The organism is Pseudomonas sp. GNP013 (assembly GCF_054343995.1).
The window spans coordinates 5,495,476-5,511,523 of sequence record NZ_JBTGUT010000001.1 but is presented as its reverse complement, the minus strand read 5'-3'; the positions used below and the strand labels follow the sequence as shown (position 1 = coordinate 5,511,523).

The 16,048-nt window shown below is 62.4% G+C and carries 20 protein-coding genes; 11 read left to right on the top strand and 9 right to left on the bottom strand.

Annotated features, from left to right (window positions below; translation table 11 throughout):
* Positions 1–126 precede the first annotated feature (126 nt).
* Positions 127–765, top strand: a complete 639-nt coding sequence (locus ACXX81_RS24425) for a C40 family peptidase (RefSeq protein WP_209990544.1) — start codon at positions 127–129, stop codon at positions 763–765.
* 137 nt (positions 766–902) lie between these two features.
* Here ACXX81_RS24425 and ACXX81_RS24420 read toward each other — a convergent pair whose 3' ends face one another.
* Entirely contained in the window at positions 903–1,937 is a 1,035-nt protein-coding gene (locus ACXX81_RS24420) for a type IV pilus twitching motility protein PilT (protein WP_458572540.1), read from the bottom strand.
* Between the two features lie 57 nt (positions 1,938–1,994).
* Between ACXX81_RS24420 and ACXX81_RS24415 the strand changes: the two genes are divergently transcribed.
* The 9 genes from ACXX81_RS24415 (at position 1,995) to ACXX81_RS24375 (ending at position 8,698) form a co-directional block, all read left to right on the top strand.
* Positions 1,995–2,690 carry a YggS family pyridoxal phosphate-dependent enzyme gene (locus tag ACXX81_RS24415; protein ID WP_458572539.1) on the top strand — a complete coding sequence of 232 codons (696 nt, stop codon included), beginning with the start codon at positions 1,995–1,997 and terminating at the stop codon, positions 2,688–2,690.
* Positions 2,691–2,714: 24 nt separating this feature from the next.
* Positions 2,715–3,533, top strand: coding sequence for a pyrroline-5-carboxylate reductase (proC, locus tag ACXX81_RS24410; RefSeq protein WP_231422733.1), 819 nt, complete (start codon positions 2,715–2,717; stop codon positions 3,531–3,533).
* 25 nt (positions 3,534–3,558) lie between these two features.
* Positions 3,559–4,146 carry a YggT family protein gene (locus ACXX81_RS24405; RefSeq protein WP_057006518.1) on the top strand — a complete coding sequence of 196 codons (588 nt, stop codon included), beginning with the start codon at positions 3,559–3,561 and terminating at the stop codon, positions 4,144–4,146.
* 193 nt (positions 4,147–4,339) lie between these two features.
* Entirely contained in the window at positions 4,340–5,479 is a 1,140-nt protein-coding gene (metX, locus tag ACXX81_RS24400; RefSeq protein ID WP_322212113.1) for a homoserine O-succinyltransferase MetX, read from the top strand.
* Positions 5,480–5,486: 7 nt separating this feature from the next.
* Positions 5,487–6,107 (top strand): methionine biosynthesis protein MetW, encoded by a 621-nt coding sequence (gene metW / locus ACXX81_RS24395; RefSeq protein WP_003234603.1) that lies wholly within the window; start codon positions 5,487–5,489, stop codon positions 6,105–6,107.
* 21 nt (positions 6,108–6,128) lie between these two features.
* A complete protein-coding gene (locus ACXX81_RS24390; RefSeq protein WP_209985931.1) occupies positions 6,129–6,563 on the top strand; it encodes a DUF4426 domain-containing protein in 435 nt (144 codons plus the stop codon).
* Complete coding sequence (rdgB, locus tag ACXX81_RS24385; RefSeq protein WP_209985933.1) at positions 6,560–7,156, top strand: RdgB/HAM1 family non-canonical purine NTP pyrophosphatase; 597 nt, start codon at positions 6,560–6,562, stop codon at positions 7,154–7,156. The genes ACXX81_RS24390 and rdgB overlap by 4 nt, the downstream gene beginning before the upstream one ends.
* Positions 7,153–8,355, top strand: coding sequence for a radical SAM family heme chaperone HemW (hemW, locus tag ACXX81_RS24380; RefSeq protein WP_458572538.1), 1,203 nt, complete (start codon positions 7,153–7,155; stop codon positions 8,353–8,355). The genes rdgB and hemW overlap by 4 nt, the downstream gene beginning before the upstream one ends.
* 19 nt (positions 8,356–8,374) lie before the next feature.
* Positions 8,375–8,698 (top strand): DUF3392 domain-containing protein, encoded by a 324-nt coding sequence (locus tag ACXX81_RS24375; protein WP_057006512.1) that lies wholly within the window; start codon positions 8,375–8,377, stop codon positions 8,696–8,698.
* Positions 8,699–8,842: 144 nt separating this feature from the next.
* On the opposite strand, the gene trmB is transcribed toward ACXX81_RS24375, so the two are convergent.
* From trmB to ACXX81_RS24355, 4 genes are all read right to left on the bottom strand, one after another.
* Positions 8,843–9,568 (bottom strand): tRNA (guanosine(46)-N7)-methyltransferase TrmB, encoded by a 726-nt coding sequence (trmB, locus tag ACXX81_RS24370; protein ID WP_209985936.1) that lies wholly within the window; start codon positions 9,566–9,568, stop codon positions 8,843–8,845.
* Between the two features lie 9 nt (positions 9,569–9,577).
* Positions 9,578–10,372, bottom strand: a complete 795-nt coding sequence (locus ACXX81_RS24365; protein WP_209985938.1) for a thiazole synthase — start codon at positions 10,370–10,372, stop codon at positions 9,578–9,580.
* 48 nt (positions 10,373–10,420) lie between these two features.
* Entirely contained in the window at positions 10,421–10,621 is a 201-nt protein-coding gene (thiS, locus tag ACXX81_RS24360) for a sulfur carrier protein ThiS (protein ID WP_057006510.1), read from the bottom strand.
* 71 nt (positions 10,622–10,692) lie between these two features.
* Positions 10,693–11,070 (bottom strand): DUF423 domain-containing protein, encoded by a 378-nt coding sequence (locus tag ACXX81_RS24355; RefSeq protein ID WP_209985941.1) that lies wholly within the window; start codon positions 11,068–11,070, stop codon positions 10,693–10,695.
* 74 nt (positions 11,071–11,144) lie between these two features.
* Here ACXX81_RS24355 and mtgA point away from each other — a divergent pair, with 74 nt between their 5' ends.
* The gene (mtgA, locus tag ACXX81_RS24350) at positions 11,145–11,867 is read left to right on the top strand and encodes a monofunctional biosynthetic peptidoglycan transglycosylase (RefSeq protein WP_458572537.1); all 723 of its coding nucleotides are present in this window, start codon (positions 11,145–11,147) and stop codon (positions 11,865–11,867) included.
* A 109-nt stretch (positions 11,868–11,976) separates the two neighbouring features.
* Here mtgA and rpoH read toward each other — a convergent pair whose 3' ends face one another.
* From rpoH to ftsY, 4 genes are all read right to left on the bottom strand, one after another.
* Complete coding sequence (gene rpoH, locus ACXX81_RS24345) at positions 11,977–12,831, bottom strand: RNA polymerase sigma factor RpoH (protein WP_003234621.1); 855 nt, start codon at positions 12,829–12,831, stop codon at positions 11,977–11,979.
* A 130-nt stretch (positions 12,832–12,961) separates the two neighbouring features.
* Positions 12,962–13,984, bottom strand: coding sequence for a permease-like cell division protein FtsX (gene ftsX / locus ACXX81_RS24340; RefSeq protein ID WP_209985947.1), 1,023 nt, complete (start codon positions 13,982–13,984; stop codon positions 12,962–12,964).
* Positions 13,981–14,652, bottom strand: a complete 672-nt coding sequence (gene ftsE / locus ACXX81_RS24335) for a cell division ATP-binding protein FtsE (protein WP_003176700.1) — start codon at positions 14,650–14,652, stop codon at positions 13,981–13,983. Before ftsE ends, ftsX begins: the two co-directional genes overlap by 4 nt.
* Positions 14,649–16,013, bottom strand: a complete 1,365-nt coding sequence (gene ftsY, locus ACXX81_RS24330; RefSeq protein ID WP_458572536.1) for a signal recognition particle-docking protein FtsY — start codon at positions 16,011–16,013, stop codon at positions 14,649–14,651. The genes ftsE and ftsY overlap by 4 nt, the downstream gene beginning before the upstream one ends.
* Positions 16,014–16,048 lie beyond the last annotated feature (35 nt).

Here is a 16,048-nt window from a genome sequence, read left to right as displayed (position 1 = left end):
CCGACAATGGCCGTCAATCGTCGCCGTTTTCCTGATTTTGCCGTCAAGGTCCAGTCGACAAACGGCCTGAGATCGACACAAAAAGCTGTTATAAAGTTGCGCGCTAACCCATATGAGCCACGCCGAATGCGACCTTTCTTCAAGACATGGCTAACCATCTGCCTATTAATGCCACTGGCCGCCCACGCCACCAATCGTGAGCAACGTCTTCCCAACGTTAACGGTTTCACCCCTAAAGTTCATAGCACCCCAGTCAACGCCAAATCAGCCAAGCTGACCGTCAAGCGCCCGACTCAACTGAGCAAGGCACACGGTAAAGCCACTCCAGCGCTGATGGCCGGCAACGCCAAACAGAGCAGCACCGTTCTCAGCCGCGCCGTGAATGTGCTCGGTACTCCTTATCGTTGGGGCGGCAGCAGCCCAAGTAAAGGGTTCGACTGCAGCGGCTTGGTGAAATATGCCTTCAATGACGTCAAGGCGGTGGATTTGCCGCGTACCTCCAACGCCATGGCCGCCGGCCACGGGCAGAAGGTTGACCGCAAGGACCTGAAGCCGGGCGACCTGCTGTTCTTCAAGCTGAAGAGCCGCCAGGTTAACCACGTTGCCATTTACCTGGGCAACGACCGCTTCATCCACGCACCACGCCGTGGCAAGTCGGTGAGCATCGACACGCTGAAAAAGCCGTTCTGGGACAAGAACTACGTGATCGCCAAGCGCGTGCTGCCCAAAGAGCAGAACAACAACCTGCGGATCGTGCAGCGCTGATTTTCCAGGCTCATAGGCAGTAAATGTGGGAGGGGGCTTGCTCCCGATGGCAGTGGGTCAGCTAAAGATGAGCTGACTGGTACACCGCTATCGGGGGCAAGCCCCCTCCCACATTTGGGTTTCATTGTCCTTGAGACCTATATATCCCCAGGCACCGTTGCCTTCTCGCGTGCGTCCTCCCGGCTGATCAGCCCCTCGCTCACCAGCGCCTTCAGGCTCATGTCCAGCGTCTTCATCCCCACCGCCCCGCCGGTCTGAATCGCCGAAACCATCTGCGCCACCTTGTCCTCGCGGATCAGATTACGAATGGCCGGCGTGCACAGCATGATTTCATGGGCCGCCACGCGCCCACCGCCGGGTTTCCTGACCAGCACCTGTGACACCACTGCCTGCAGCGATTCCGCCAGCATCGAGCGCACCATGGCCTTTTCCCCCGCCGGGAACACATCCACCAGCCGGTTCACGCTCTTGGCCGCCGAGGTGGTGTGCAGGGTGCCGAACACCAGGTGCCCGGTCTCCGCCGCCGTCAACGCCAGGCGAATGGTTTCAAGGTCGCGCAGTTCGCCGATCAGGATCACGTCCGGGTCTTCGCGCAGCGCCGAGCGCAGGGCCGTCGAGAAGCTGTGGGTATCGCGGTGCATCTGGCGCTGGCTGATCAAGGCCATGTTCGGCCGGTGGATAAACTCGATGGGGTCCTCCAGCGTAAGGATGTGCTGGCGCCGATGCCGATTGAGGTCATCGATCATCGCCGCCAGCGTGGTGGACTTGCCCGAGCCTGTGGGCCCGGTCACCAGCACCAGGCCGCGCGGCAAGCGGGCGATGCGCTGGAAGACTTCGCCCAGCCCCAAACTTTGCAGGCTCCGGACCTCGCAGGGAATGGTGCGAAACACCGCCCCCACGCCACGCGACTGCTGGAATACGTTTACCCGGAACCGCGCCACGCCCGGCAGCTCGAACGCAAAATCCGTTTCAAGAGATGTTTCGAAATCCTTTTGCTGGTGTTGATTGAGCAAAGGGCTCAACAAGTCCGCTACTTGCGGTGGTGAAAGCACCGGCCAATCCAATGGCCATACCTCGCCATCAATACGCAACATCGGCACCAGACCCGCCGACAGATGCAGGTCGGAGGCGCCACGGCGCACGCTGGCCGCCAGCAATTGAGTGATATCCATAGGGCTTTCCATTTCCAGTAGAATGCCGCGGACTCCATATCCACGGGTGCATCTTGAATGTCGACGATAGCAGACAACATCGGCCAGGTTAGCCAGCGCATCCGCGCCGCCGCCGAGGCCGTGCAACGTGACCCGAGCAGCATCCACCTGCTGGCCGTGAGCAAGACCAAACCCGCCGAGGCCGTGCGCGAGGCCTATGCCGCCGGGGTGCGCGACTTCGGCGAGAACTACCTGCAGGAAGCGCTGGGCAAACAGGCGCAATTGTCCGACCTGCCCTTGAGTTGGCACTTCATCGGCCCCATTCAATCGAACAAGACGCGCGCGATCGCCGAAAACTTCGCCTGGGTGCATTCCGTGGACCGCCTGAAAATCGCACAACGCCTGTCCGAACAACGCCCGGCCGACCTGCCGCCGCTCAATATCTGCATCCAGGTCAACGTCAGTGGCGAAGCCAGCAAGTCCGGCTGCACGCCCGCCGACCTGCCGGCCCTGGCGAACGCCATCAGCGCCCTGCCGCACCTGACGCTGCGAGGCCTGATGGCGATCCCTGAGCCGACTGAAGATCGCGCCGCACAGGACGCCGCGTTCGCCAGCGTGCGCGAGTTGCAAGCCAGCCTGAATCTGGCGCTGGACACACTTTCCATGGGCATGAGCCACGACCTCGCGTCGGCCATCGCCCAGGGCGCCACCTGGGTGCGGGTCGGTACCGCGCTGTTTGGCGCCCGCGACTACGGCCAGCCGTTACATGGCTGACGTTCATTTAGCTAAGGACCTGTCATGAAAGACACGCGTATTGCCTTTATCGGTGCCGGTAACATGGCGGCCAGCCTGATCGGCGGCCTGCGGGCCAAGGGCCTGGACGCCGCGCAGATCCGCGCCAGCGACCCGGGCGAAGAGACCCGCGCGCGCGTCAGCGCCGAGCACGGTATCGAGACCTTCGCCGACAATGCCGAGGCCATCCAAGGCGTCGATGTCATCGTGCTGGCGGTCAAGCCACAGGCCATGAAGGCGGTGTGCGAAAGCCTGCGGCCAAGCCTGCAGCCGCATCAGCTTGTGGTATCGATTGCCGCCGGTATCACCTGTGCCAGCATGCACCACTGGCTCGGCGCCCAGCCGATCGTGCGTTGCATGCCCAATACCCCGTCGCTGCTGCGCCAGGGCGTGAGCGGCCTGTACGCCACCGCCGAAGTCAGCGCCACACAGCGCGACCAGGCCCAGGCGTTGCTGTCTGCCGTGGGCATCGCCGTATGGCTTGCGCAAGAGCAGCAACTGGATGCGGTCACCGCCGTGTCCGGCAGCGGCCCGGCGTACTTTTTCCTGCTGATCGAAGCCATGACCGCCGCCGGCGTCAAACTGGGCCTGCCCCATGACGTGGCAGAACAGCTGGCCGAGCAAACAGCGCTGGGCGCGGCAAAAATGGCTGTCGCCAGCGAGGTGGACGCCGCCGAACTGCGCCGTCGCGTGACCTCGCCGGGCGGCACCACGCAAGCGGCCATCGAATCGTTCCAGGCCGGGGGCTTTGAAGCCCTGGTTGAAACAGCACTGAGTGCTGCGGCACATCGTTCGGCCGAGATGGCCGAGCAACTGGGCAAATAGTCGTCCCTTACCAAGGTAATCAAACATGCTCGGAATCAATGACGCTGCCATCTTCATCATCCAGACCCTGGGCAGCCTGTACCTGCTGATCGTGCTGATGCGCTTTATCCTGCAACTGGTGCGGGCGAACTTCTACAACCCGCTGTGCCAGTTCGTGGTCAAGGCCACGCAGCCGCTGCTCAAGCCACTGCGCCGGGTGATCCCGAGCCTGTTCGGCCTGGACATGTCGTCGCTGGTGCTTGCGCTGCTGCTGCAAATGCTGCTGTTCGTGGTGATCCTGATGCTCAGTGGCTATCAGGCCTTTACACCGCTGCTGTTGCCGTGGGCGCTGATCGGGGTGTTCTCGCTGTTTTTGAAGATCATTTTCTGGTCGATGATCATCAGCGTGATCCTCTCGTGGGTTGCACCGGGTAGCCGCAGCCCGGGCGCGGAGTTGGTGTACCAGATCACCGAGCCGGTGCTCGCGCCGTTCCGTCGCCTGATTCCCAACCTGGGCGGCCTGGATATTTCGCCGATCTTTGCGTTTATCGCCATCCAGCTGCTGCAAAGCTGGGTGATTCCGCGCCTGGCGTTCTATGCGTTCATGCCAAAAGAGCTGTTCGGTCTGATCTGACAATGCGGTAAAAAATGTGGGAGGGGGCTTGCTCCCGATTGCGATGCATCAGTCAAATACATGCTGACTGACCCACCGCAATCGGGAGCAAGCCCCCTCCCACATTTGTATCTGTGGACTGGCGCAGGCCTTTGCTTGCCGCTGGCCCCCCCGCTCTTTAGACTTACGCCTCATTTAAACGAGAGCAGGGTCGATGTCAGCTGCCTTCCCCCCCGATTCTGTTGGACTGGTCGTGCCCCAAGTGGCGCACTTCAGCGAACCGCTGGCCCTTGCCTGCGGCCGGTCGCTGCCGGCCTATGACCTGATCTATGAAACCTACGGCCAGCTGAATGCCACGGCGAGCAACGCCGTGCTGATCTGCCACGCCCTGTCCGGCCATCACCACGCCGCCGGCTTCCACAGCGCCGACGAGCGCAAGCCGGGCTGGTGGGACAGCTGCATCGGCCCCGGCAAGCCCATCGATACCCATAAGTTCTTCGTGGTGAGCCTCAACAACCTCGGCGGCTGCAACGGATCCACCGGCCCGAGCAGCCTCAACCCGGAAACCGGCAAGCCGTTCGGCGCCGACTTTCCGGTGCTCACCGTGGAAGACTGGGTGCACAGCCAGGCGCGCCTGGCCGACCTGCTCGGCATCAAGCAGTGGGCAGCGGTCATCGGCGGCAGCCTGGGCGGCATGCAGGCCCTGCAATGGACCATCACTTACCCGGATCGCGTGCGCCACTGCCTGGCTATCGCCTCGGCGCCAAAGCTGTCGGCGCAGAACATCGCCTTCAACGAAGTGGCACGCCAGGCGATCCTCACCGACCCCGAATTCCACGGTGGTTCGTTCCAGGAAGCCGGCGTGATTCCCAAGCGCGGCCTGATGCTGGCGCGTATGGTCGGGCACATCACTTACCTGTCCGATGACTCCATGGGCGAGAAATTCGGCCGGGGTCTCAAGAGCGAAAAGCTCAACTACGACTTCCACAGCGTCGAGTTCCAGGTGGAAAGCTACCTGCGTTATCAGGGCGAGGAGTTCTCCGGACGCTTTGACGCCAACACCTACCTGCTGATGACCAAGGCCCTGGACTACTTCGACCCGGCGGCCAACCATGACGATGACCTGGCGAAAACCTTCGAGCACGTCACCGCCAGCTTCTGCGTGATGTCGTTCACCACCGACTGGCGCTTCTCGCCGGCACGCTCACGCGAGCTGGTGGACGCCTTGATGGCCGCCAAAAAGAATGTCTGCTACCTGGAGATCGACGCACCGCAAGGCCATGACGCCTTCCTGATCCCGATCCCGCGTTACTTGCAGGCCTTCAGCAATTACATGAACCGCATCATTTTGTGAGAACGCCATGAGAGCCGACCTGGACATCATCCAAGACTGGATCCCCGCCGGCAGCCGCGTGCTCGACCTGGGCTGCGGCGATGGCGAACTGCTGAGCTGGCTGCGCGACCACAAGCAAGTCACCGGCTACGGCCTGGAAAACGACCCGGACAACATCGCCCAGTGCGTGGCCAAGGGCATCAACGTGATCGAGCAGGACCTGGACAAGGGCCTGGGCAACTTTGCCAGCAACAGCTTCGACATCGTGGTGATGACCCAGGCCCTGCAAGCGGTGCACTACCCGGACCGCATCCTCGACGAAATGCTGCGGGTCGGTCGCCAGTGCATCATCACCTTCCCCAACTTCGGCCACTGGCGCTGCCGCTGGTACCTGGCCACCAAGGGCCGCATGCCGGTCTCGGATTTCCTGCCCTACACCTGGTACAACACGCCGAACATCCACTTCTGCACCTTCGAAGACTTCGAAGCCCTGTGCGGCGAGCGTGAAGCCAAGGTGATCAACCGCCTTGCCGTCGATCAACAGCACCGCCACGGCTGGGCGAGCAAGCTATGGCCCAACCTGCTGGGCGAAATTGGTATCTACCGGGTCAGCAGTCCTGGCCTGACCGACCACAAGATTGCCGTCTAATCATTTTCAAGAGGAACGCTCATGAGTCGCCTGGCTGTTTTTCTATTGACCGCATGCCTGGGCGCCAGCGCCATGGCCGCCGACGTTATCGATCCCAACCGCACCAAGGAATTCGGCGATATCACCGTGCGTTACAACACCTTCACCTCCAGCTTCCTGCAACCTGAAACCGCCCAGGCCGTGGGTGTGGTACGCAGCAAGAACAAGGGTTTGATCAACGTGTCGGTGTTCAAGGGCGTGACCCCGGTGACGGCGCAGGTGACGGGCACCCTCAAGGACTTGAGCGGCAAGAGCGAAGTGCTGACGTTCAAGCAGATCACCGAAAAGGGCGCGACCAACTACCTCGCGCCCTACTCGGTGCCGCAACAGGAATACAAGACTTTCACGATCAACGTTGAAACCGGCGGCAAGGCCCACAGTTTCAACTTTGTCCAAGAACTTTTCCCGGCCGAATGATGAACCTCACCCAACTCGTACTGGCCAGCCATAACGCCGGCAAACTCAAAGAACTCCAGGCCATGCTCGGTGAATCCGTGCAACTGCGCTCGGTTGGCGAATTCAGCCAGGTCGAGCCGGAAGAGACCGGCCTGTCATTCGTCGAGAATGCCATCCTCAAGGCACGCAACGCGGCACGCCTCTCGGGCCTGCCGGCGCTGGCGGATGATTCGGGGCTGGCGGTGGATTTCCTCGGCGGCGCGCCGGGCATCTACTCGGCGCGCTATGCCGACGGCAAGGGCGACGCGGCCAACAACGCCAAGCTGCTGGACGCCCTCAAGGACGTGCCGGACGCGATGCGTGGCGCGCAGTTCGTCTGCGTGCTGGCGCTGGTGCGCCATGCCGATGACCCGTTGCCGATTCTGTGTGAAGGCCTGTGGCACGGGCGTATCCTGCACGCCGCCAGCGGTGAGCATGGTTTTGGTTATGACCCGCTGTTCTGGGTGCCGGAGCGCAATGTCTCCAGCGCCGAGCTGAGCCCGGCCGACAAGAACCAGATCAGCCATCGCGCCCGCGCCATGGTGTTGCTGCGTCAGCGCCTGGGCTTGAAATGACGCAGAACACCTCTGCGCAGCCGCTGATCCACGGCGGCGCGCAAACACCCCGGGCGGCCTTGCCGGTGCTACCGCCCCTGGCGCTGTACATCCACATTCCGTGGTGCGTGCGCAAATGCCCGTATTGCGATTTCAACTCCCACACCGCGAGCGCCGTGCTACCGGAAGAGGAGTACGTGGACGCGCTGCTGGCCGACCTCGACCAGGACCTGCACGCCGTTTACGGCCGGGAACTGAGTTCGATCTTCTTCGGCGGCGGCACGCCCAGCCTGTTCAGCGCGGCGGCGCTGGGACGCCTGCTCGAAGGCGTGCAGGCGCGCATCCCGTTTGCCAGCGATATCGAGATCACCCTGGAAGCCAACCCCGGCACGTTCGAGCAAGAGAAGTTCGTGGCGTACCGCAAACTGGGGATCAATCGCCTGTCCATCGGCATCCAGAGCTTCCAGCAGCAAAAACTCGAGGCCCTGGGCCGCATCCATAATGGCGACGAAGCGGTCCGCGCGGCGGGTATGGCGCGCCAGGCCGGGTTCGACAACTTCAACCTGGACCTGATGCACGGCCTGCCGGACCAGTCCCTGGACGATGCGTTGAGCGACCTGCGCCAGGCCATTGCGCTGAAGCCGACGCACCTGTCCTGGTACCAGTTGACCCTGGAACCCAACACCGTGTTCTGGAACCAGCCGCCCGCGTTGCCGGAAGACGACACGCTGTGGGATATCCAGGAAGCCGGTCAGGCGCTGCTCGCCGAGCACGGTTATGCGCAATATGAAGTGTCGGCCTATGCCCAACCGGGCCGCCCGGCGCGGCATAACCTCAATTACTGGAGCTTTGGCGACTTTATCGGCATCGGTGCCGGCGCCCACGGCAAGCTCAGCCACCCGGACGGGCGCATCGTGCGCACCTGGAAAACCCGCGCGCCGAAGGACTACCTCAACCCGGCCAAAAGCTTCCAGGCCGGGGCGAAAGAGCTGACTAACGACGAGCTGCCGTTCGAGTTCCTGATGAACGCCCTGCGCCTCACCGAAGGTGTCGACGCCCGGCTCTACGCCGAACGCACCGGCCTCGACCTGGCCAGCCTCGACGCGGCGCGCCGCGACGCAGAACAAAGTGGCTTAATGCAGGTCGAACCGTCACGCCTGGCGGCGACCGACCGCGGGCAACTCTTTCTCAATGACCTGCTGCAGAAATTTCTGAGCTGACGCTTCTTAAGGAAATCGAATGGATCTGGTACTCGACCTGCTCGCCACCGCATCCCGCTGGAGCCGCAGCAACCTGTCGGAAATCTCACTGGCCCTTGTGGGCTGCTTGCTGGTGCTGTTCGGCGCCGACATCAAAGGCTGGGTGGAAGGCCGCCTGGGCAGCATCGCCGGCGCCTTGCGCGTGCCCTTGATGGCGTTGCTGTGCCTGATCGGCAGCGGCGCCGCACTGATCTACGCCACGCCGTGGATTGTGCGCGGGCTGGGCCAGTTCAATAACTACAGCCTGGCGCCGGTGCTGGTGGTGGTGCTGGTGTTGATTGGGGTTGTGGCGGACCGTCGCTGACCTCCAACTCAGCACAAAGATACAAGCGGGAGGGGGCTTGTTCCCGATAGCGGTACATCAGTCACTTCAATGTCGACTGACACTCTGCTATCGGGATCAAGCCCCCTCCCACATTGGATTGCATTTCAAGTCAGGGCCGGCGGGTCAAGCCAGCTTTTCGAACTTCAAATCCCACACTCCATGCCCCAACCGCTCGCCGCGACGTTCGAACTTGGTGATCGGCCGCTCGGCCGGGCGGGGTACGCATTTGCCGTCTTCAGCGAGGTTGCGATAGCCCGGCGCGACGTTCATCACTTCCAGCATGTATTCGGCATAGGGCTCCCAGTCGGTGGCCATGTGCAGGATGCCGCCGACTTTCAGCTTGCTGCGCACCAGTTCCGCGAAGGAAGCCTGGACGATGCGGCGCTTGTGGTGACGGGCTTTGTGCCATGGGTCGGGGAAAAACAGCATCAGGCGGTCGAGGCTGTTGTCGGCGATGCAGCGGTTGAGCACTTCAATCGCGTCGCAGTCATAGACTCGCAGGTTGGTCAGGCCCTGGGTGAGCACGCCATTGAGCAGCGCGCCGACACCTGGGCGATGCACTTCCACACCGATGAAGTCCTGCTCCGGCGCGGCGGCGGCCATTTCCAGCAGGGAGTGACCCATGCCGAAACCGATTTCCAGGGAACGCGGGGCCGAGCGGCCGAACACCTGGTCGTAGTCCACCGGCGCGTCGGCCAAGGGCAGCACGAACAAAGGCGTGCCCTGCTCCAGGCCCTTCTGCTGGCCTTCGGTCATGCGGCCGGCGCGCATCACGAAGCTCTTGATGCGGCGGTGTTTGGAGTCGTCGGCAGCGTCCACGGTGTTCGGCGTTTCGTTTGATTCAGTCATCAATGGCTCTTACTTGATCAGACCATCCAGCGGCGAAGAGGCGCTGGCGTAGAGTTTTTTCGGCATGCGCCCGGCGAGGTAAGCCAGACGGCCCGCGACGATGGCGTGTTTCATGGCTTCGGCCATCATGATCGGTTGCTGGGCATTGGCGATGGCCGAGTTCATCAGCACCGCTTCGCAGCCCAGCTCCATGGCGATGGTGGCGTCGGAGGCGGTGCCCACGCCGGCATCCACCAGCACCGGAATGTTCGCTTCTTCGAGGATGATCTGCAGGTTGTACGGATTGCAGATCCCCAGGCCCGTGCCGATCAGGCCGGCCAGCGGCATCACGGCGATGCAGCCGATTTCGGCGAGTTGGCGGGCGATGATCGGGTCGTCGCTGGTGTAGACCATCACGTCGAAGCCTTCCTTGACCAGGGTCTCGGCGGCCTTGAGGGTTTCGATCACGTTGGGAAACAGGGTTTTCTGGTCGGCCAGCACTTCCAGCTTCACCAGGTTGTGGCCGTCCAGCAGCTCGCGGGCCAGGCGGCAGGTGCGCACGGCTTCGATTGCGTCGTAGCAACCGGCGGTGTTGGGCAGGATGGTGTAGCGATCCGGCGGCAGGATATCCAGCAGGTTCGGTTCGCCCGGGTTCTGGCCGATATTGGTGCGGCGCACGGCAACAGTCACGATTTCGGCGCCCGAGGCTTCGATGGCCAGGCGGGTTTCTTCCATGTCGCGGTATTTGCCGGTGCCGACCAGCAGGCGGGACTGGTAGGTACGACCGGCCAGGACGAAGGGCTTGTCGCTACGAACGATGCTCATGGGAAATCCTCGTGATGGGGTGAGGTTCTGCAGAATGCGAGGTGGCGACTAGCCGCCGCCGATGGCGTGGACCACTTCGACCTGGTCACCGTCGGCGAGCGCAGTGGCGGCGTGCTGACTGCGCGGGACGATATCCTGATTGAGCTCCACTGCGACACGGCGCCCGGTCAGTTCCAGGCGGGTCAGCAGGGCCTCGACGGAGGCGCCGTCGGGCAGTTCAAAGGGGTCGCCGTTCAACTGAATGCGCATGCCAGGGGCCGCCATCGTTTTTAGGGGCCAGCATTCTAGCTTGATTGGCGTTGCCGGCCCAAGCCCCTCGGTCAGATCGCCTGCAAGCGCCACGCCGCCAGACCGAGGAAGAACCAGCCAAGCAGGAATGCCAGCCCGCCGAACGGGGTGATGATGCCGAGCTTGCTGATGCCGGTCAGGGTCAGTGCGTACAGGCTGCCGGAAAACAGCAGGATGCCGACCACAAACGCGATGCCCGCCCAGGTCACCATGCGGCCGGGGATATGCGCGGCCAGCAGCGCCACGCCGAACAGCGCCAGGGCGTGCACCAGCTGGTAGGTCACGCCGGTCTGGAAAATCGCCAGGTACTCGGCGCTCAGGCGGTTTTTCAGGCCATGGGCGGCAAAAGCTCCCAGGGCCACGCCGGTAAAGCCGAAAAAGGCAGCCAACATCAGAAAGCTACGCAGCATGTGGAACTCCAATCAGACGCATCGGGCAGGGTCTGTATAATGGCCCGCTCAACGGGTTCGGCCAAGCCATCTCTATGCTGCGTGTCCTCTTCAGTCGTTTTCTCAAAGTCGTGAAATGGTTTGCCATCGGCAGCGTTTTGCTGGTGCTGCTGCTGCGCGTCGTGCCGCCGCCGTTTACGGCGCTGATGGTGGAGCGCAAGGTCGAGTCGTGGTTCGACGGCGAATCCATTGACCTGCAACGCAGCTGGGTGCCGTGGGATGACATTTCCGACGACCTCAAGCTGGCGGTGATGGCCGGTGAAGACCAGCGCTTCCCGCAGCATTGGGGGTTCGATTTCGGCGCGATCCAGGCGGCCATCGTGCACAACGAGCGCGGTGGGTCGATTCGCGGTGCCAGCACGCTGAGCCAGCAGGTGTCGAAGAACCTGTTTCTGTGGTCTGGCCGCAGTTATCTGCGCAAGGGCCTGGAGGCCTGGTTTACCGGCCTGATCGAGGTGCTGTGGCCCAAGCAACGGATTCTTGAGGTGTACCTCAACAGCGTGGAATGGGATGACGGCGTGTTTGGCGCAGAGGCGGCGGCGCGGCATCATTTTGGGGTGAGAGCCAAGGGGCTTTCGCGGCAGCAGGCCAGCTATCTGGCGGCGGTGTTGCCCAACCCACGGGTGTGGAGCGCCAGCCATCCAACGGCGTATGTGGCGCGGCGGGCGGCGTGGATTCGTCAGCAGATGAATCAACTCGGTGGCGATAGCTACCTGCTTGAGCTGAACAACTCCCGCAAGGCACCCTGGTCCGACTGACACAACACCTGAACCAATGTGAGAGGGGGCTTGCTCCCGATAGCGGTGGATCAGTCAGCTTATCTGTAGCTGACCCACTGCAACCGGGAGCAAGCCCCCTCCCACCTATTTAAGCGGCGATCGACAGCTTCAGCTTGTTCATCGCGCTTTTCTCAAGCTGACGAATCCGCTCGGCCGACACGTTGTACTTCTGCGCCAGGTCGTGCAGCGTGGCTTTTTCTTCCGCCAGCCAGCGCTGGTAGAGGATGTCACGGCTGCGGTCGTCCAGCACTTCCAGCGCTTCGTGCAGGTTGTGATTGGCGTTGTCGCTCCAGTCGGCGTCTTCCAGTTGACGCGCCGGGTCGTACCGGTGGTCTTCCAGGTAGTTGGCCGGCGATTGAAAAGCGCTGTCGTCGTCCGCTTCCGCGGCCGGGTCGAAGGCCATGTCATGGCCCGTCAGGCGGCTTTCCATCTCGCGCACTTCACGGGGCTCCACACCAAGGCTTTCAGCCACGCGGTGGACTTCCTCGTTGTTCAGCCACGCCAGGCGCTTTTTCTGGCTGCGCAGGTTGAAGAACAGCTTGCGCTGGGCCTTGGTGGTCGCGACTTTCACGATGCGCCAGTTGCGCAGGATGAACTCGTGGATTTCCGCCTTGATCCAGTGCACGGCAAACGACACCAGGCGCACACCCATTTCGGGGTTGAAACGCTTGACCGCCTTCATCAGGCCCACATTGCCTTCCTGAATCAGGTCAGCCTGGGCCAGCCCGTAGCCGCTATAGCTACGGGCGATATGTACGACAAAACGCAGGTGGGCGAGCACCATCTGCCGAGCCGCCCCCAAATCCTGCTCATAGTAGAGACTCTCGGCCAGTTCACGCTCCTGCTCGGGCGTCAGCAATGGAATGCTGTTGACCGTGTGCACATAGGCTTCCAGGTTTCCACCGGGAACCAGGGCATACGCAGGTTGCAAAGAAGTGGTCATACGAAAAAACCTCCGACTCACATAACTCGTGCAGTTCAGCACTGCGAAAATTGACCGGGGAACCGTAGGACAAGTTCCCTAAACCGCTGATACGGTCAATAGAAACGAAACCACATTAATCCGGCATTAACTACTTGGGCGCCAGCTCACGTAAATGCCGCGCCACGGCAATCCAGGCACCGATATAACCCAACAATACCGCGCCAAGCAAGAGCGAGAGACCATCGGCCACCGGCACCCCGGCCAGGGCAAAATCACTGCCGTACAAGCCGGCAAGCCCTGTTACCGCGTCGTTCAGCCAGTCCAGGCCAAAAGCCAGCACGCCCCAGGACAAAAACCCGGCACCCAGGCCATAAAGCGCGCCCATGTACAGAAAAGGACGACGCACATAGCTGTCTGTGCCGCCGACCAGTTTAATCACTTCTATCTCGGTGCGACGGTTTTCAATATGAAGACGAATGGTATTGCCTATCACCAAAAGTAATGCAGACACCAACAACACCGTCAACCCGAACACAAAGCGGTCACCCAGCTTGAGGATCGCGGCCAGCCGCTCTACCCAGACCAGATCAAGTTGCGCCTGTTGCACTTTGGGCATCTGCGCCAGTTTCTGGCGCAGGGCCTCCAGGGTCGGCTTGTCGACTTCATCGGGCGTCACCAGCACCACGCCCGGCAGCGGGTTCTGCGGCAGCTCCTTGAGCGCCTCGCCCAGGCCGGACTGCTGCTGGAATTCTTCAAGGGCCTGGTCGCGGCTGACGTACTCGGCATCCGCTACGCCCGGCATATTCTTGATTTCATCGCGCAACGCTTCACCCTGCTGGGTGCTGGCATCCAGATTCAGGTACAGCGAAATCTGCGCCGCACGCTGCCACGAACCGCCCAGGCGCTCCACGTTATTGAGCAGCAGCGACAAGCCCATCGGCAGGCTGAGGGCCACGGCCATCACCAGGCAGGTAAAAAAGCTGCCAACCGGCTGCTTGCCCAGCCGGCGCAAGCTGTCGAGCAGGCTGGCGCGATGGCTTTCGATCCAGGCGTGCAGCAGGGTGCTGAAGTCCGGGCCGTCATCGTCGTCGCGTTTTTTCTTGCTCGGTTGCGGATCGGCCGGTTTCGGCGCCACGCGTTCGGATACTTTTGGACTGCGTGTAGCACTCATACGCCTGCCTCCCCATCACCAATCAGGCGACCGCGCTGCAACGTAAGCATGCGGTGGCGCATGCGCGCGATCAGCGCCAGGTCGTGGCTGGCGATCAGCACGCTGGTGCCCAGGCGGTTGATGTCTTCGAACACGCCCATGATCTCGGCCGCCAGGCGCGGGTCGAGGTTACCGGTAGGTTCGTCCGCCAGCAGCAGGGCCGGACGGTGCACGATGGCGCGGGCGATGCCGACGCGCTGTTGCTGACCGGTGGAGAGATCGCCGGGGTACAGGTCGGTCTTGTCCGACAGCGCCACGCGCTCCAGGGCCGAATCCACGCGTTTGATGATCTCGGCCTTGGACAGCCCAAGAATCTGCAATGGCAGGGCAACGTTGTTGAACACCGTGCGATCGAACAGCAACTGGTGATTCTGGAACACTACGCCGATCTGGCGGCGCAGAAACGGGATCTGCGCATTGCTGATGGTGGCCAGGTCCTGGCCGGCCAGCAGCAGTTTGCCGGTGGTCGGGCGCTCCATGGCCAGCAGCAGACGCAATAACGTACTTTTACCGGCACCGGAGTGACCGGTGACGAAAAGAAACTCGCCGCGCCGCACCCGAAAGCTCAGCTCATGCAAGCCCACATGCCCGTTGGCATAGCGTTTACCGACTTGCTCGAATCGAATCATGAACGCTCCCGCTCGGCAAACAGTGCCTGTACAAAGGGTTCGGCTTCAAAGGTGCGCAGGTCGTCGATGCCCTCACCGACGCCGATATAACGAATCGGCAACCCGAACTGCTTGGCCAGGGCAAAAATCACACCGCCCTTGGCCGTGCCGTCGAGCTTGGTCAGGGCCAGGCCGGTCAGTTGCACCGTCTGATTGAATTGCTTGGCCTGGCTGATGGCGTTCTGACCGGTCCCGGCGTCGAGCACCAGCAGCACTTCATGGGGGGCGTCGGCATCCAGCTTGGCGATCACGCGGCGCACCTTCTTCAGCTCTTCCATCAGGTTGTCTTTGGTGTGCAGGCGACCGGCGGTGTCGGCGATCAACACGTCGATATTGCGCGCCTTGGCGGCCTGCACAGCGTCGAAAATCACCGAGGCGGAATCGGCGCCGGTGTGCTGGGCAATCACCGGGATCTTGTTGCGCTCGCCCCACACCTGCAACTGCTCCACCGCAGCGGCACGGAAGGTGTCGCCAGCGGCCAGCATGACTTTCTTGCCTTCGAGCTGCAGCTTTTTGGCCAGCTTGCCGATGGTGGTGGTCTTGCCGGCGCCGTTGACGCCCACCACGAGAATCACGAACGGTTTGTTCGGGGTGATCACCAGCGGCGCTTCCACGGGCTTGAGCATCGCGGCCAGTTCGGCCTGCAAGGACTTGTACAGCGCGTCGGCGTCGGTAAGTTGCTTGCGCGCGACCTTCTGGGTCAGGCTCTGGATGATTACCGCTGTGGCTTCAACGCCCACGTCGGCGGTGAGCAGACGGGTTTCGATGTCTTCCAGCAGTTCGTCATCGATGGTCTTGCGACCCAGGAACAGGCTGGCCATGCCTTCGCCGATGCTGGCGCTGGTCTTGCTCAGGCCTTGCTTGAGGCGGGCGAAAAAGCCGGTCTTGCCGGCTTCGACGGCAACGGGTTCCGGCGCGATGACTGCAGGCACGGCGGCGTCGAAGACGGGCGCGGGCTCAGGTACCGGTTCAGCCACCACGGGAATCGGCGGCGCAACGTGCTCAGCAAGCACGTCTTCAACCAGCGCCACGGGCTCTTCGGCCACGGGCAGTTCGGGCCACGGCTCGGGTTCGGGTTCCGGCTCGGGTTCCGGCGCCACCTCGGCCACCGGCTGCAACACCGGCTCAACGATAGGCAACACCACCGGCGCCGGCGTCTGGGCAACCGGCTCGGCTTCTACTATAGGTTCGGGGATCGGTTCAGCGTGAACCTGCGGCTGCGGTTCGACGGTATCCTGCGGTTTCTTACGCAGCCAGCCGAACAGGCCTTTCTTCTCGCCAGCCGCAGCTGGGGTCTTCTTGTCGTCGTTGGAACCAAACATGGAGACGGCTATCTCAAGGTAGCGATGCGCCAGGG

Coding starts and splice junctions, on each gene's coding strand:
- ACXX81_RS24425 (WP_209990544.1), top strand. CDS start 127: ATGCGACCTTTCTTCAAGACATGGCTAACCATCTGCCTATTAATGCCA.
- ACXX81_RS24420 (WP_458572540.1), bottom strand. CDS start 1,937: ATGGATATCACTCAATTGCTGGCGGCCAGCGTGCGCCGTGGCGCCTCC.
- ACXX81_RS24415 (WP_458572539.1), top strand. CDS start 1,995: ATGTCGACGATAGCAGACAACATCGGCCAGGTTAGCCAGCGCATCCGC.
- proC (WP_231422733.1), top strand. CDS start 2,715: ATGAAAGACACGCGTATTGCCTTTATCGGTGCCGGTAACATGGCGGCC.
- ACXX81_RS24405 (WP_057006518.1), top strand. CDS start 3,559: ATGCTCGGAATCAATGACGCTGCCATCTTCATCATCCAGACCCTGGGC.
- metX (WP_322212113.1), top strand. CDS start 4,340: ATGTCAGCTGCCTTCCCCCCCGATTCTGTTGGACTGGTCGTGCCCCAA.
- metW (WP_003234603.1), top strand. CDS start 5,487: ATGAGAGCCGACCTGGACATCATCCAAGACTGGATCCCCGCCGGCAGC.
- ACXX81_RS24390 (WP_209985931.1), top strand. CDS start 6,129: ATGAGTCGCCTGGCTGTTTTTCTATTGACCGCATGCCTGGGCGCCAGC.
- rdgB (WP_209985933.1), top strand. CDS start 6,560: ATGATGAACCTCACCCAACTCGTACTGGCCAGCCATAACGCCGGCAAA.
- hemW (WP_458572538.1), top strand. CDS start 7,153: ATGACGCAGAACACCTCTGCGCAGCCGCTGATCCACGGCGGCGCGCAA.
- ACXX81_RS24375 (WP_057006512.1), top strand. CDS start 8,375: ATGGATCTGGTACTCGACCTGCTCGCCACCGCATCCCGCTGGAGCCGC.
- trmB (WP_209985936.1), bottom strand. CDS start 9,568: ATGACTGAATCAAACGAAACGCCGAACACCGTGGACGCTGCCGACGAC.
- ACXX81_RS24365 (WP_209985938.1), bottom strand. CDS start 10,372: ATGAGCATCGTTCGTAGCGACAAGCCCTTCGTCCTGGCCGGTCGTACC.
- thiS (WP_057006510.1), bottom strand. CDS start 10,621: ATGCGCATTCAGTTGAACGGCGACCCCTTTGAACTGCCCGACGGCGCC.
- ACXX81_RS24355 (WP_209985941.1), bottom strand. CDS start 11,070: ATGCTGCGTAGCTTTCTGATGTTGGCTGCCTTTTTCGGCTTTACCGGC.
- mtgA (WP_458572537.1), top strand. CDS start 11,145: ATGCTGCGTGTCCTCTTCAGTCGTTTTCTCAAAGTCGTGAAATGGTTT.
- rpoH (WP_003234621.1), bottom strand. CDS start 12,831: ATGACCACTTCTTTGCAACCTGCGTATGCCCTGGTTCCCGGTGGAAAC.
- ftsX (WP_209985947.1), bottom strand. CDS start 13,984: ATGAGTGCTACACGCAGTCCAAAAGTATCCGAACGCGTGGCGCCGAAA.
- ftsE (WP_003176700.1), bottom strand. CDS start 14,652: ATGATTCGATTCGAGCAAGTCGGTAAACGCTATGCCAACGGGCATGTG.
- ftsY (WP_458572536.1), bottom strand. CDS start 16,013: ATGTTTGGTTCCAACGACGACAAGAAGACCCCAGCTGCGGCTGGCGAG.